Source organism: Dyadobacter luteus (genome assembly GCF_003383615.1).
Taxonomy (GTDB): Bacteria; Bacteroidota; Bacteroidia; order Cytophagales; family Spirosomataceae; genus Dyadobacter; species Dyadobacter luteus.
In genome coordinates, this window is the sequence record NZ_QNUL01000002.1 from 374,752 (window position 1) to 389,176 (window position 14,425).

Annotated in this window: 8 protein-coding genes; 3 read left to right on the forward strand and 5 right to left on the reverse strand. The window is 47.5% G+C overall.

The window, feature by feature from the left end; genetic code table 11:
* Positions 1–189: 189 nt before the first annotated feature.
* The 3 genes from DSL64_RS04470 to DSL64_RS04480 are packed head-to-tail and all read left to right on the forward strand — an operon-like array spanning position 190 to position 3,395.
* Positions 190–711 carry a class I SAM-dependent methyltransferase gene (locus DSL64_RS04470; RefSeq protein WP_115829444.1) on the forward strand — a complete coding sequence of 174 codons (522 nt, stop codon included), beginning with the start codon at positions 190–192 and terminating at the stop codon, positions 709–711.
* A gap of 36 nt (positions 712–747) precedes the next feature.
* A complete protein-coding gene (locus DSL64_RS04475; protein ID WP_115829445.1) occupies positions 748–2,355 on the forward strand; it encodes a Na+/H+ antiporter in 1,608 nt (535 codons plus the stop codon).
* A 35-nt stretch (positions 2,356–2,390) separates the two neighbouring features.
* Complete coding sequence (locus DSL64_RS04480) at positions 2,391–3,395, forward strand: bestrophin family protein (RefSeq protein WP_115829446.1); 1,005 nt, start codon at positions 2,391–2,393, stop codon at positions 3,393–3,395.
* Between the two features lie 107 nt (positions 3,396–3,502).
* On the opposite strand, the gene DSL64_RS04485 is transcribed toward DSL64_RS04480, so the two are convergent.
* Genes DSL64_RS04485 through DSL64_RS04505 form a run of 5 tightly spaced genes read right to left on the reverse strand, consistent with a single transcriptional unit; the run spans position 3,503 to position 14,370 of the window.
* Positions 3,503–4,513 (reverse strand): DUF5627 domain-containing protein, encoded by a 1,011-nt coding sequence (locus tag DSL64_RS04485; protein ID WP_115829447.1) that lies wholly within the window; start codon positions 4,511–4,513, stop codon positions 3,503–3,505.
* Positions 4,514–4,536: 23 nt separating this feature from the next.
* Positions 4,537–6,291 carry a RagB/SusD family nutrient uptake outer membrane protein gene (locus DSL64_RS04490; RefSeq protein WP_115829448.1) on the reverse strand — a complete coding sequence of 585 codons (1,755 nt, stop codon included), beginning with the start codon at positions 6,289–6,291 and terminating at the stop codon, positions 4,537–4,539.
* Positions 6,292–6,303: 12 nt separating this feature from the next.
* Positions 6,304–9,135: a SusC/RagA family TonB-linked outer membrane protein gene (locus tag DSL64_RS04495; protein WP_158547871.1), complete on the reverse strand. Its 2,832-nt coding sequence runs from the start codon at positions 9,133–9,135 to the stop codon at positions 6,304–6,306.
* A gap of 34 nt (positions 9,136–9,169) precedes the next feature.
* Positions 9,170–10,978: a RagB/SusD family nutrient uptake outer membrane protein gene (locus DSL64_RS04500; RefSeq protein ID WP_115829450.1), complete on the reverse strand. Its 1,809-nt coding sequence runs from the start codon at positions 10,976–10,978 to the stop codon at positions 9,170–9,172.
* A 14-nt stretch (positions 10,979–10,992) separates the two neighbouring features.
* Entirely contained in the window at positions 10,993–14,370 is a 3,378-nt protein-coding gene (locus DSL64_RS04505) for a SusC/RagA family TonB-linked outer membrane protein (protein WP_115829451.1), read from the reverse strand.
* Positions 14,371–14,425 lie beyond the last annotated feature (55 nt).

Consider the following 14,425-nt stretch of genomic DNA (forward strand, 5'->3'; position numbering starts at 1 on the left):
ATTTGTCGCTTTAATCGCGCAACATATCCGGGAGAGAAATAACAGAGCATCGGATTGCTTGTCCCGGAAACAGGCTCAATAGTATTGCGTGATTCTATTTAGTTACTCAACAATCAGGCGTTTTTTGCAGCACTAGTTACCGCAGGTAGTGATGCATATGTATTCAATATCAATAAAATAGGGTAACAAGTGAAGATTCAGGAGGCAGTAAATTTACTTCGAAATGCAGTTTACAACCATGACAGTTCTCAGATTTGGCTCGATCTGGGTTGCGGGACGGGCACCTTCACCTACGCCCTGGCGGAACTGCTTCCGCAAACAAGTAAGATATATGCCGTAGACCAGTATCCTCAGCATCTGCAACAGGTAGCAGGAAGTAATGTGGCAATAGAGTTTATCCTCTCAGATTTTGAAAGCTTAGATATGGTTGTGGATGAGAGCATAACGGGGATTATGATGGGGAATTCGCTTCATTATGTCAGGGATAAAAAACGGTTCATTACTGAACTGTTAAAGCGCTTCCCTGCCATTCAGCAAATGATCATTATTGAATACGATACAAAGGCAGCCAATCAGCGGGTGCCGTATCCGGTCACTTTTTTGCAGCTAACAGAACTGCTTGAAAAGACAAAATTCATGGAAGTGAAGAAGATTGCGGAAAGACCTTCCGTATACGGGCAAGGGAACATGTACGTAGTGGCCGTACACTAATCACCAAAAACGAAACAATTACACTCAAACAAACATATGCATCATACTTTACTCTTGATTTTAGTCTTGCTTTTTGCCATGTTTCTGCTGGTCATGCTGGCCCAGCGAATACGAATTGCCTATCCGATTTTTCTGGTCATTGCCGGCCTGGCCGTCAGTTTTATCCCCGGGGTACCACAGCTGCATCTGGATCCGGAAGTGATTTTTCTGATTTTCCTGCCTCCGCTCTTGTATGAAGCTGCCTGGTATACTTCCTGGAATGATTTCTGGAAATGGAAACGCGCCATCTCAATGCTGGCATTTGGGCTTGTATTCTTTACATCCTCGATCGTGGCATACACTTCTGTATCACTCATTCCGGGTTTCACACTTGCACTTGGTTTTTTGCTAGGGGGAATTGTCTCTCCGCCCGATGCGGTTGCTGCAGCTACGGTACTGAAAGGTATCAAGGTCCCCAAAAGACTGATTACTATTCTGGAAGGGGAGAGCCTGGTCAATGACGCCTCTTCACTGATCGTATTCAAGTTCGCGCTGGTTGCAGTACTGACAGGTTCATTCTCGATGCAGGAGGCTACCGGCCAGTTTTTTCTCGTTGCGGGAATGGGCATTGTGATCGGTTTGGCTGGTGCGCATATCATGTATGCAGTACACAGGTTTTTACCTACAACACCTGCGATTGATGCCGCCCTGACGGTGATGACACCCTATATTCTATTTCTATTTGCCGAACAGTTTCATTATTCCGGTGTGATGGCTGTAGTGAGCGGAGGCTTATTTATATCTTACCGCTCACATGAAGTTTTCAGGACAGGCAGCACCAGGTTGAATATGCTGGGCGTGTGGACGACAATGATTTTTGTAATGAATGCGCTGGTTTTTATTCTGATCGGTCTGTCACTGCCCGATATTGTGCAGGGGCTTGGCGAATACTCGGTGATGGACGGCATTAAATACGGAGTAATCGTAAGTGCCATCATTATTGCACTGCGTTTTCTTTGGGTTTTTCCTGCGGCACATGTGCCACGTTGGCTGAGCGCAACGATAAGAAAAGAGCCGACACCAGGCTGGAAAGGGCCTCTGCTCACCAGCTGGGCAGGCATGCGTGGTGTGGTATCACTGGCAACGGCGCTTTCTATCCCGCTTGCGATGGGAGATGGTTCAGCATTTCCGCAGCGTAACCTGATCATCTTCATTACCTTTGTTGTTATATTCGTTACCCTTGTTTTTCAGGGGCTTACGCTTCCTGCGGTAATCAGGCTTATTAAAATCGGGGAGATAGACAAAACATTACCTGAAGACGAGCAGAGAACCGGTATCCAGTTGCGGCTCGATAAACTTGCTCTGCAATTATTGTCTGAACAATACAGTCATCATACGTCAACCAATGAGCTGGTGGGACAAATGAAAGACAATTTGCAAAACGAGATGCTTCGGAACGAAGAGCGGCTGGCCTCATTGGAAATGTGCCATTCGCAGCATCAGGTCATTTCCGGCTATCATCATGTTTTATTGGGCATTTACGCAGCGCAGCGTAAGGAGCTGTTTCAGCTTAGAAAGGAGAAATTTTTCAGTGACGAAGAAATCAGGAAAGCAGAATTGCAACTGGACCTGAATGAGCTGAAAGTGACCGGCAGCGGGCATTGAGATAACCTATTTTTTAACCATTACAATGAACCAAAATGAACGTAGGAAGTCATTATAAACTGATCCATTTTATTCCATGGACCAAGGAGAAAATCTATAAAATGCTGCTCATAAGTGTAGTGCCCACATTATTGTTTTACTTCCTGGGCTGGACCTGGCTCGCTATTCCCTGGGTGCCTGTGGCATTGCTGGGTACCGCTACTGCTTTCATTTCCGGTTTTAACAATACCCAGACCTACAACCGCCTTTGGGAAGCCAGACAGATCTACGGGGCGATTATCAATAACAGCCGTGCCTTGTCGATGATGATCAAGGATTTTATACGTACCGATGACAAAGCAGAAGAAAAATTACTCCATAAGGAAATGGTATACAGGCATATTGCATGGCTTACGGCGCTTCGGTTTCAGCTAAGAGAAAGCAAGAGTTGGGAGCACGTGAAAACCAAAAGCTGGAACAGGGAATATCTGCAATACTACAAAGTACCGGAATGGGAAAGCAGTCTGGAAGAAGAGTTGAAGCCCTTTTTGTCTGAGCAGGAGCGGCAATTTATTCTGGAACGTAAAAACAGGGCAGTGCAGATTATTGCCTTGCAGACCGATCAGTTACGCAAACTCAATGAGCACGGATTGGTGACGGACTTCAATTATGTAGCACTTGAAAACCAGTTTAAAGAACTTTACGATCAGCAGGGAAAATGTGAGCGTATCAAGAACTTTCCCTATCCGAGGCAGTTTTCCACCATTAATGTATTCTTTACGAATGCATTCTGCGCACTGCTGCCTTTTGGTTTTCTGAATGAATTCTCTAAAATCGGAGAACCATTTGTCTGGTTGACAATTCCTTTTAGTGTGATGACAGGGTGGGTGTTTATGACCTTGCAGCAAATAGGGGAGAGTACCGAAAATCCTTTTGAAGGAAATGCTAACGACGTTTCTATTACTCAGATCAGTCGTAACATTGAAATTGATTTGAGGGATATGCTCGGCGAAAAGGATCTTCCTGCTCCGCTCGCGCCGATGAATAATATTCTGATGTAGGGGGGGGAGGAGATAAGCTCAGCAGGCAGATTCCCGCTGAGCTTATACAAGTGAAAAATCCCTCCGCCCTTAACCCTCCGCTCCTTGCAATAAAAACAGAGCTGTTGTCAGAATACCTGAGGATTATATACTTCCATTACCACGGCACGGTCTCTGGCTACCAAAGTTTCCTTGGCCTGATACACGTTTTTGCCTTTTGTTACCGTGTAAGTGAGCTCAATTCCATTGCGGGATTTGTTACCCCACTCATAGGCACCCTTTTTGAATTCACCTGAACCTGTTATCGTGTATTCCGGACTGCCGGATGTGATGCTACATTTGTTATCGGTGAAATTGAGCAGTAAGCGTAGTGAACCTGCAAGTTTATCTGACTGGAAGGAGGTACTGTAGGTTACCTGATTTCTTCCGCTGGTGGTCAGCAGAGTAACCCCATTCTGTTCCACATACTGGGCCTTGTAAGTCTTTTGTTCGACGGTAGTTCCGGTGGAGTCCTTCACACTGCTTTCACCATGGAAGAAATAGTTTCCATGAAACTCGTTGATGTATTTGATGGCAAACATCGTAAAGTTTTTGGGAACTACCGTCCAGTTACCTGCCACCCTGGGATCTGCGTTAGGCAGGGATGTGCTTCCTGTTACGATTGAATCCAGATCAGGAGAACCTGTAATACGCAGCGGCACTACGTAGCTGAGCTTAAAGGATTTGGGATCGTTAAAAAATGCCTCAGTAAGCTGCACTTCAATACCTCCGTTGAACTTGCCCCTGGGAATTACAATAGAATTCGCAGAGCTCAGCGTGTAATAATTGGATGGAAGCGGGCGAATGGTATCACCGTTCGCAGCGAACCGGATATCCTCACAAAGTGATTCATCGAGTGCAATCTCAAATCTTCTGTCTCTGTCATTGGAATAGACACCGCCCATGGCTGCTGAAATGACAAATTTATGCGCATTGTCGTTAGAGTTGTCATAGATGTCGTCGCCCAGGATCAATGTTCTTACCGGATACTGATACGGGAAATAACCGGCGGTGTAATCGAAGTCAGGGTGAACGATGTCAAAGTTTTTGCAGGAGAAAAAACAGATCGACAGCACCAGATATAAAAGAATCCTTTTCATAGGTATGTTATTTAAGATTTTAATTATTTCCAACCCTGATTCTGCACAAACCCGAATTTGATGATTTCTCTTTCGGGAACAGGGCCGTAATGCATATAGGCATTGTCGTAAGCGCGGTTTTCAACATTGAAATAATTGATGCCACCGTCTGCTCCGAAACGTACCCCTTTTGCGGGCTCGGTCAGGTTGTGTTTCCAGCGGCGCAGATCCCAGAAACGGAAGCCCTCAAAGCAAAGCTCCAGCCGGCGCTCGTTGCGAATCAGTGTGCGCATGGCATCTTTGCTGGTTACAGAGGTCAGGTATGAATCGGGTTGGGTAATGCCGGCACGTTTTCTGATCAGACCGATAATGTCCTTTGCTGAATAAGCATTTGACCCGGTCCCTTCCGGTCCCCATGCTTCGTTGGCAGCTTCGGCATAGTTCAGATACAATTCGGTGTACCGGATATGGGTATTGAAGTGTTTCTGGTTGGAAGCCGAAGCAGGGTTTACATTCACATCTTCCCGCAGAAGCTTTTTCAGATAATAGCCCGTACGGGTAGAGTTCGGAACGGCGTCAATGGCATTATCTCCTCCGCCATCCCCTGTGTTGATTACAGTATTACGCAGTCTGCTGCCGTTGAAAACGATGTAAAGGGACAGGCGCGGATCCCTGTTCTCATAAGGTTTGGCAGGATTAAATAATGCCCTCGGGTCAGAGATAGGATAACCGTTTGCAGCGGGAAAGGCATCCACCAGATTTTGAGTAGGGTTTACCCGGCCTGATCCATACAGCGAGGGGGGGAAGTGGTCAGTTTCCCTTGTACGATCGGTGGTGATCGGCCTTCTCCACATGATCTCCTTGATATCCAGTCTGTCTCCGGTCGTTATATCGGACTCGTCAATCTGCTCTTTGAGATAGAAAATATGCCCTTTCGGATCCAGGCCCGCAATACCTCCGATCGCATTGAGAAGCTCGGCAGTCTGGTTGGCGGCGGTTTGCCATAAGGCAGCATTGTTGTTCAAATTAAAAGCAGGACTGGCTGCCAATAACGATGCTCTGGCCCGGATTGCGAGCGCATGCCGCCCGCTCATTCTCTGCTGACTGAAATCGCCGAATACCTCATTGTAATCAGAAATATCAACCGATTCAAAACCAACAGGTACAGCCGGACGGTTACCATAATCCATAGGAAGATATTTCAGTGCTTCGGTAATATCGGCATTGATACTGGCCATGGACTCTTCAAAGGAAGGACGTGGTGTTTCGAAATCTTCTCTTCCTTCCAGAAATTTGTCATAAATAGGTGTACCCAGCAAAGTGCCGTTGGCGCCCACACCTCCATGGTTACGAAGCAAAAAGTACTTGAAAAGCGCACGCAGTGCATGTGATTCACCTTTGAATTTACGGATGTATAAATCCTTCACCGCGGGGTTCGTCCATTTCCAGGGCACATTATCGACAATGCTCAGAAATTGATTGATGTACAAAATTCCGCGATTGGAAGACGTCCACAACTCCAAAGGGTTCAGACGAGGGGACCATTCACCGTTGGCAATGCGCAGGTAGTTGCTCAGACGGTCGTTGGTTACCGCATCGTCTGTAGCCACCTCGTCAAAGGTGTAATTGTTGGATGGGATCACCGTATAAGCTGTGATAAGCAGCCCTTCAGCAAAGGCCGGATCCCGGTAAACCCTGTCGAGCGTGTTATGGTTGTCATCCTCAGGCTCCAGCATGGTGCACGAAGGATTGACCAGAACTACCAACAGGATCAGCAATAGATAAGTATATGCTTTCATAGTTTTGTCAAATTAAAAATTGGCTCTGATACCCAGTGAGTAAGTCCTGTAGACAGGCTCGCTGCCAACTCTTACATCTCTTTCCAATCTGTATTTGGCAAACTGAAAAAGATCTGATGCGTTGGCAAAAATATCCATGCTGCTCATGAGTATTTTCTTTGCAGCGGTTTCCTGCAAAGTGTAGGTAAGCTGCACTCTGCGAACCTGGAAGTAATTCGTACTGTACTGCCAGTAATTGGACCGGCGGAAATTATTGGTACTGGTTTGGGAGCTTAATCTCGGATAAGTTGCCGTCTCGGCTGTTTCGGGCGTCCAGCTGCCAAGTACCACTTCAGAGTATTTTTTGTTTCCATCTACCCAGAAATAGTTGTTTTCACGAAAAGCTGTCGCACCGGCGCGTCCTTCGCCCAATACAAACAGGGACAGGTTTTTGTAACCTGCTTTCAGCTGAAGTCCTCCTGAAAATGGTGATTGCCAGCGGCCCAGATATACCTCATCATTGGCGTTAATAATACCATCATTGTTCTGATCCTGGTATTTCAGATCTCCCGGACGTACTGTTCCGAATGTGTGAACCGGGCTGGCGTCGATATCGGCCTGATCTTTGAAATAACCGACTGAACGGATGCCATAATAAGCATCCCGCGGACGACCTGCTCTGTTCTGGTAGGCATTGTCATAAAGCTCATTGACGATGTGTCTTTTAGAGGTCACATACAGCATGTTGGCTCCCGCAAAGAAACTCCAGTTACCTATGCTTTTGTTGTAGGTCAGTCCCAGCTCGGCTCCTGTATACTTGTCTGCTTCGAAGTTCTCATAACCTACGAAATCGTTATAAAAGGATGGGTATTCTACATTAGGACGCACAACCAGGTTGTTATAGTAATTGTAAAATACATTTGCCTGAACCCCGACAGCTTTATTCAGGAAAAGTCCGTCTATTCCGAGATTGATCTCATTTTTTCTGGCAAAGTCAAGATTGTTGTTGCTGCTCCAGTTTGATACGACACCATTTCTGGATCTTGTTCCCTCATACCAGTTGTAAGACCCCGAGTTTCCATATCTGTTGTCGTAGAAAAAATAATCCGAAATCGGTAGGTCTGACTTGATCATGCCGGCAGAGACACGCAGTTTCAGATAGTCAATGGCTTTAACAGAAGAAAGGAATCCTTCCTTGTTTAGCATCCAGGAAAGACCCACCGACGGGGAGAAACCTGTGCGGTTGCCGGGGGCCAATCTGGTGGAGTTGGCATAGTTGCTACTGAAATCAATGATGTATTTGTCGTCGTAAGCATACGCCGCCTGAAACCCGATGTGCGCATTGGTCATGGCCTGGAATACACCGTTCTCCTTGAAAGAGTTACCGAAACCCAGCAAATTGGCTGAGAAACGGTGCACATCATTGAATGCGCGGTCATATCTGAACTGGCCGTAGAAACCTACCCTTCTACGGAACAAGGAACCGCCAACGATTTGTGTACCCGGACGTGTATCCCTGCCATGCTGGGTAAGGCCGATAATCCTGTCTTCATTTGCTGCCCAGGTAGGAGTATATACCGAATACTCATTGGCAATGGTCTGTGTATATCCGTTAAAGAAGTCAAAGCTGATGTTGGTATGAGCTGACAATCCCGGTGTTACATCCGACAGATCAAAGTCGATACGGTTGTTAAAAGTGAATTTACGGTAGATGGTCTGCAAGACTCCGGCTGCGTAGGTATCTCCGAACGGGGTAGTCAGAAATGAGGTATTACCACCCAGCAGATACATTCCATTCACATCATTTTTGCGTGATCCCAGAAGCTCCAGGGAAGGGTCGATCAGACTGATCGGCAGAAGTGGCGTGTACTCATGAGGACGTATCGTACGCGCCCGGTCCCAGTAATTACTCCGCTGCTGCTGGTTACTGCCATAGAATGCTGCAGCATCAATAGATGTTCTGATCAGCCGGTTTACTTTCAGATCCACATTGCCGCGTACATTGAAAAGGTTGTTTCTGGCATTGGCACCTTCGCCGAAATTGAGCAGTCCTCCTGTTGAGTTCCAGCCTACATTAGTATAGAACTTTGCATTATCATCGCCACCTGAAAACTCGGTGACCACGTCATGATAGGTTTTGAAAGGACGAAGGAATTCATCGGAATAATAGTCTGTGCTGGGGTAGCGGTAGGGATTACCAGAGCGGTGGTTTTCAATAACTGCGTCGGTAAACTGAGGCGTGAGGCCATCGTTAGCACGTGCCCTGTTGAAGAGCGTCATATAATCCGCAGAATTCAGAAATTTCGGAAGTTGTCTGGGTGTTGATAATCCGTAATTCAGAATCACATTAGCAGTCGGGCGGTCCGCTTTGCCCCGCTTGGTAGTAATAAGTACCACGCCGTTTACTGCCGCAGTTCCATAAAGTATTGAGGCATTCACATCTTTGAGAACAGTGATGCTCTCCACTTCTGACAGCCGCAGCCCTTCGATATCCCTTGGAAGACCATCAACTATAAACAACATCGCGTTTCCTGAGGACAAACCACTACCGGTGAGGTCTCCCACATCAATGCCAATACCTACTCCGCGTATGCTATTGTTTCCGAGCATACCCAGGGTGCGGCCACTGAGTACACTGCTGAGCCATATGTTGTTATCAAATTTGTTAATCGCTGCAGCATCCAGTACAGTCACAGCTCCGGTGATCTGTTCCGGGTTTTGTCTTTTGAAAGCCACCGGTACGGTTTCTGCCGGCGGGGCTACTACGATGATGTTACTTTGGGTAGTATCCGTTTGCGCTTTCAGTTCTGCTCCGGCTGTCAGTATAAGCCCTGAGCAGACAAGTAAAGCGAGTATATTTTTCATCTGATCCATATTTTTAAGAATGGGTTAGGGGATGTTACCAGCCTGGGTTTTGAGGGAAATCCTTGTACATTCTTGTGAATGCAACCTGAACAGGCAGCCAGTTGTGCTTTCTCTCCACCGCTCGTTTCACGACAAGGCGTTCTGATAAATTGATCGGTTTGCCGTTGGCTCCGCGGTTGAAATCAATAGCAGTTTTATTCAGGTAACGCGGGTCTGCGTTGCGGTTCCAACGGCGAAGGTCGCAGAAACGCGCTCCCTCAAAAGCCAGTTCAACGGCTCTTTCCCTGACGATTTCTTCGAAAAACGAATCCTTCGATGTCGTGTATTTCGCGAGCAAATCAGGAAGCTGAGCTCTATTACGAATCATATTGACCGCCTTTTCAGCTGTTAGCGTGTAGTTGGAAGCAACTGCTTTCGGGCCGCCATTGGGTGAAAAGTTCACCGCTTCAGCATACATCAGATAAATGTCAGACAGTCTTAGGTAAGGAACATATGCCTGAAGCGCATTGGCCAGGGATGTCGTGAAATTAGGCCCGATAGGAGAGTAACGTTTTGCATAGTAGCCCGTCACGCTCGGAGGATTGATCTGATTCCTGTGGAAGCCCCCATTATACAATTGGGCAAACCTGTCGTTGCCTGCCGCATTGTGAATCTGGTCTCCGTCTACGACAATATCTTTGTAAAAACGAGGTTCGCGCCCTGTCCATGGATCACTCGGATTAAATCCTGAATTGGGATCGTCAATCGGAAGTCCGTTGGCCATACCGTAATTTTTGATAAAATTATGGGTAGGAACATCAGCCGAAGTTCCGCTGTTTAGTCCGAAAGACGAGGGTACCGTCCCGCCCAGTGCAGACCACCGTACGCGGTCTCTCTGAAAAACAGTCGGCATCATAATGGCTTCCGTACCACCGGGGCGTTCCCAGTTCCATCTCCAGAAGATATCCGTCCAGCTGGCCCATGGCTGCAGTTTGTACTGACCGGTCTCATCTGCCAGTTTGAGCAGTTCCCCGAATGCTTCAGCTGCCTGTTTGGACAGTTCAGGATCAAAGGCATTTACACCCGTAGCCTCCTGATTGATCATCGGACTTGCCGCATAAAGGAGCGATTTTCCCAGATAACCCAATGCGTGAAACTTATTGATGCGGTCGCGGTTATGACCCATAGTTGCCTGACCAGGCTGAGACTTATCCCAGTGAACCGGCAGCAGATCGGCTGCGGCACGGAAATCCGCAGCCATCTTTTTTGCAGTTTCCTGGAAGCTGAGCCGTTTGAATTCCTCGGTTGTCATCTCCTCGGTAGGACTCAGTACGCGGTTGATGTAGGGCATTCCTCCCCAGTAGCGGCAAATTTCGAAGTAAAACCAGCCGCGGAAGAAAAGTGCCTGGCCGCGCAGGTGGTCTTTTTCTTCCTGAGTGCCCTGGAAAAGTCCTTCCTGATCCAGTTTTTCAAGTGCAATGTTGGACTTGCGTATGGCATACCAGGCATATTCCCAGATTCTTTTGGTTCTGCTATCGTTATTGGTCGTATTCACGCTCTGACCGTAGAAGTAGCTTTCCGCTCCCCAGTAGTTGCCGTTATCAAAGGCATATGGGCTGTTATTGAGCGTTTCGTCAGCAAACAAGTAGGGGTTCCATGCTCCGCCTTTGTTAGGGTCCATGATACACCCGTACATTTCTTCAACAAATCCCTGAAAACTGTTGAAATTACCGAAAGCAACTTTTTCAGTAATGTCTGCCTCAGGGGCTCTGTCCAGATAGCTTTCGCAGCCAACAAGTAATAATGCGGATAGCAATATCTTGGCTGAGAACAGTTTTGTATATCTCAGTTTAATACTTTTCATATTTCAGGCTTTTTCTAGAATGAAAAATCGATTCCCAGATTGAATCTTCTCATGGTAGGATAGGCTCCCTGTGTACCGCTTGCCCCGCTATAGGTCGACTCACGGTCATCAGGTAGTTTCGTCCATAAAAACAGGTTGGTGCCATTCAGGAAAATACGGGTGCTGCTCAACCCCAATCGTTTTGCCAGATTGCTCTTGCCGAGATTGTAAGCAATTTCAGCAGTTCGTAACCTGAGGAAAGAGGCATCGTAAAGGAAATAGTCGCCAATGTTTTCACCTTGAGTTTTCCAGCGTGGAAGGAAAGAAGATGCGTTCTGATTGTCTTTGGACCAGTAGTCACGTGCATGACCGTAAACAATATCCACATCATACAGGTAGTTGTTAAAGTCGACCCTGCGGTTCACATTGTTTGCCCCATAGAACTGAACCATGAAACTGAAGCCTTTGAACTCGCCTCCCAGGCCCAGTGTACCGGTATTCTGCGGAACCTCTGTGTAGCCGGTCGGGGGAGTATCCTCATTGTTTTTGATGACCCCGTCGGCATTGAAGTCTACAAGGTTGTAATAGCCTGGAAGCTTTTGAAGGTCGTTGTTTTCTGTCGGAACGCTTGCATAGATATCATCCCAGTTATTATAGAATCCTGCGCTCAGCAAACTTCTCTGCTGTCCGATGGAATAGCCAGCCTGTTTAAGGTAATCCAGTTGTAGAGGCGCATCGTCGCGGAAAATGATCTTGTTTTCATTGTGAGAATAAGACAGGTTCGCCCATACGCTCAGGTTCGGATTGATACGCTTGTTGAATTTCAGTTCAACTTCGTATCCATTGGACTTAACCTGGCCAAGGTTTGCGCTCGGTGGCGTGGCTCCGAAGAAAGGAGGTACGTTGCGGCTTCCGCCAGTCATGAGAATGTTGGTCCGGTTCTCATTAAAAATATCGACATTCAGCCCAAGCATGCTCTCAAAAAATCCCATTTCAAAACCGAAGTTGGATTTAACGGCGGTTTCCCAGTGAATATTCGGATTCCCCACCACAGTTTCACGGTAATAGTTGTAAGGGCTGAAAGCATTGGTATTTTCATTCAGACGTGCCGCTCCTCCGAAAGCAAGCTGGGAGGCATAAAGCCAGCGGCTTCCGCTGATGTTGTCATCACCTACTTTCCCTATACTGTAGCGGAATTTGAGCAGGTCCATGAATTTATTCTTGAAGAATTTTTCATTGGACAGCACATAACCCAATCCTACCGAAGGGAAAAAGTCAAAGCGGTAGGCGGGGCCGAACTGCTCCGATCCGTTATAGGCTCCGTTCACTTCAAACAGGTAGGTGGTGTTGTAGTCGTAGGTAGCACGGAAAACCCAGTCTTCGCGGAAGTTTTTAAACATACTTCCCCGGGCATATTCCTCCCGTTTTACCAACCCCATCGCAGTCACATTGTGTTTGGCAAACTGACGGGCGTAGTTGAGCTGAAACTGATACATCAGTCTCCTTTCAATCGGAATACTTGTATCCCAGTTGGCAGCTCCAACTGTTTCCTGGCGTGTGGTCCACGGACGTACGATCCAGTCGTATTCTTCGTCACTGACAGGCAGATAAACCGTGTATTCGCTCGGATCCTGATCGCCGCCCCGGTAAAGCATCGGGTAGATTTGTTTGTAGGGAACATTCGAGGCAGCTTCGCCCGGGCGCACATGGTTATTGACATCATAAATACCGCCTTCAGAACGGATCGTGTTGTCATAAAACAGCATCCCGGAAGCCTTCAGGCCTTTGGTCAGAAAACTCAGATCCTGCTCAATGGTAAAATCGGAATTGAGCTGCGTAGCTCTTGTTTGTCTGATGCCCAGGTTATAGACAGCTGCAATAGGATTAAGCGTAAAGTTTCCGCCTTCCTGATAAGCGCCCCAGCGTCCGTCGCTGTAGCGGGGAAGGAAGATATTAGGAGGGGTGAAGTAAGCGGCTCCCCACATCCAGCTATCAGCACGGCTTGTACTTCCGTCGTTGTTGAAATTGGTGTTTTTCTGACTGAAATACCCGGCGAAATTCAGTTTCAGTTTGGTGGATTTGGTCAGCTTCACATCAATGTTACTGCGGAAGTTGAAGCGGTTGAAGTTATAGTTGGGCTTGTAGCCTTTGTTGTTGTCGTAATCCCGGAACATATCGCCTTCATTCAGGTAGGCCAGTGATCCGAAATACTGCACCGCTTTGCTGCCACCGCTGGCACTTAGTGTAGCGCGGTGGGACATGCCCACGTCCTTAAACATCTCCTTGGCCCAGTCTACATCAGGATAAATTTCCTGGTATTCTGCAGATCTCGGACCGCGGTAACGCTGCACAATTTCATAGGGAACATAGGCGTTCCAGGATGGCTGGTTGAGCACCCCTTCGCGTTCAATGATCTCGTTTTTTGCCATCATCGCATCGTAGGAGTTGAGTTTATCCGGAAGGCGCGAGACGGCTTTGGCTGTAGCCGTGTAGTTGAAATTGAGTTTGGTTTTACCCTGCTGGCCACGTTTGGTGGTGATCAGGATTACGCCATTGGCACCTTTCACCCCGAATACCGCTGTAGCAGAAGCATCTTTCAAAACAGATATGGACGCCACCTCGTTGGGGTCAATGTTGTTCATGCTACGTTCCACGTTATCAACAAGCACAAGAGGCTGGCCGCCGTTCCAGGTGTTCTGGCCGCGGATAAAAATGTTGGTCGCACTCTCGCCGGTTGTAATACCACCGGGCTCACCAGAGGATGTGAGTGAGACGATACCAGGTAGCTGCCCAGCCAGTGCTTCCCTGAGGTCGGTAACATTTCCATTTCGTTTGATCACTTCATCGGACATCTGCACAATGGATCCGACCACGCTCTCTTTTTTCTGCTGACCGAACCCGACTACCACTACTTCATCGAGCACTTTGTAGTCTTCTTCCATCACAATCGAAATGACGGCTTTGCCGGCAACGGGTACGTCCTTTGCTTTGTATCCGATAAAAGAGACCTTAAGCGTGGAGTTCATTCCCACATTTTCAAGTGAGAAATTACCACTTACATCGGTAACCGTCCCTTTGGTGGTTCCGGCCACCATCACAGTTACCCCGATCAGCTCATCCTGTTTGATGTCGACGATCCTGCCCCGGATGTTCAGAGTAGTGTCTTTGGCAGAAGCGCGGTTGATAACGGATGGTAGGTCATGCAACTGGTTGCGCCCGTTCGTACTACCTGCGTAGGCAAGAAAAGGTTTGGGGTTGGGTTGTTTTTTGATTTCGCCGGGCGGCTTTCCCAGGGAAATCTGCGGGCGTTCCGGAGGACCGGAAGGTTGCTGAAACGGAGTTTCTCCGGCAACTGCAGAAAGTTCCGGGAACGTTGCCAGAACCAGCAGGACTGCTGTAAATCTTCTTTTCATGAGTTTAGGAAATTAGGGGATTTAGGATTTAACGAGTGAGGTTATGACCAGACGC

What these genes read in the sequence shown, in the direction of transcription:
- DSL64_RS04475 (WP_115829445.1), top strand. Translation starts at nt 748, where the DNA reads ATGCATCATACTTTACTCTTGATTTTAGTCTTGCTTTTTGCCATGTTT.
- DSL64_RS04480 (WP_115829446.1), top strand. Translation starts at nt 2,391, where the DNA reads ATGAACGTAGGAAGTCATTATAAACTGATCCATTTTATTCCATGGACC.
- DSL64_RS04485 (WP_115829447.1), bottom strand. Translation starts at nt 4,513, where the DNA reads ATGAAAAGGATTCTTTTATATCTGGTGCTGTCGATCTGTTTTTTCTCC.
- DSL64_RS04490 (WP_115829448.1), bottom strand. Translation starts at nt 6,291, where the DNA reads ATGAAAGCATATACTTATCTATTGCTGATCCTGTTGGTAGTTCTGGTC.
- DSL64_RS04495 (WP_158547871.1), bottom strand. Translation starts at nt 9,135, where the DNA reads ATGAAAAATATACTCGCTTTACTTGTCTGCTCAGGGCTTATACTGACA.
- DSL64_RS04500 (WP_115829450.1), bottom strand. Translation starts at nt 10,978, where the DNA reads ATGAAAAGTATTAAACTGAGATATACAAAACTGTTCTCAGCCAAGATA.
- DSL64_RS04505 (WP_115829451.1), bottom strand. Translation starts at nt 14,370, where the DNA reads ATGAAAAGAAGATTTACAGCAGTCCTGCTGGTTCTGGCAACGTTCCCG.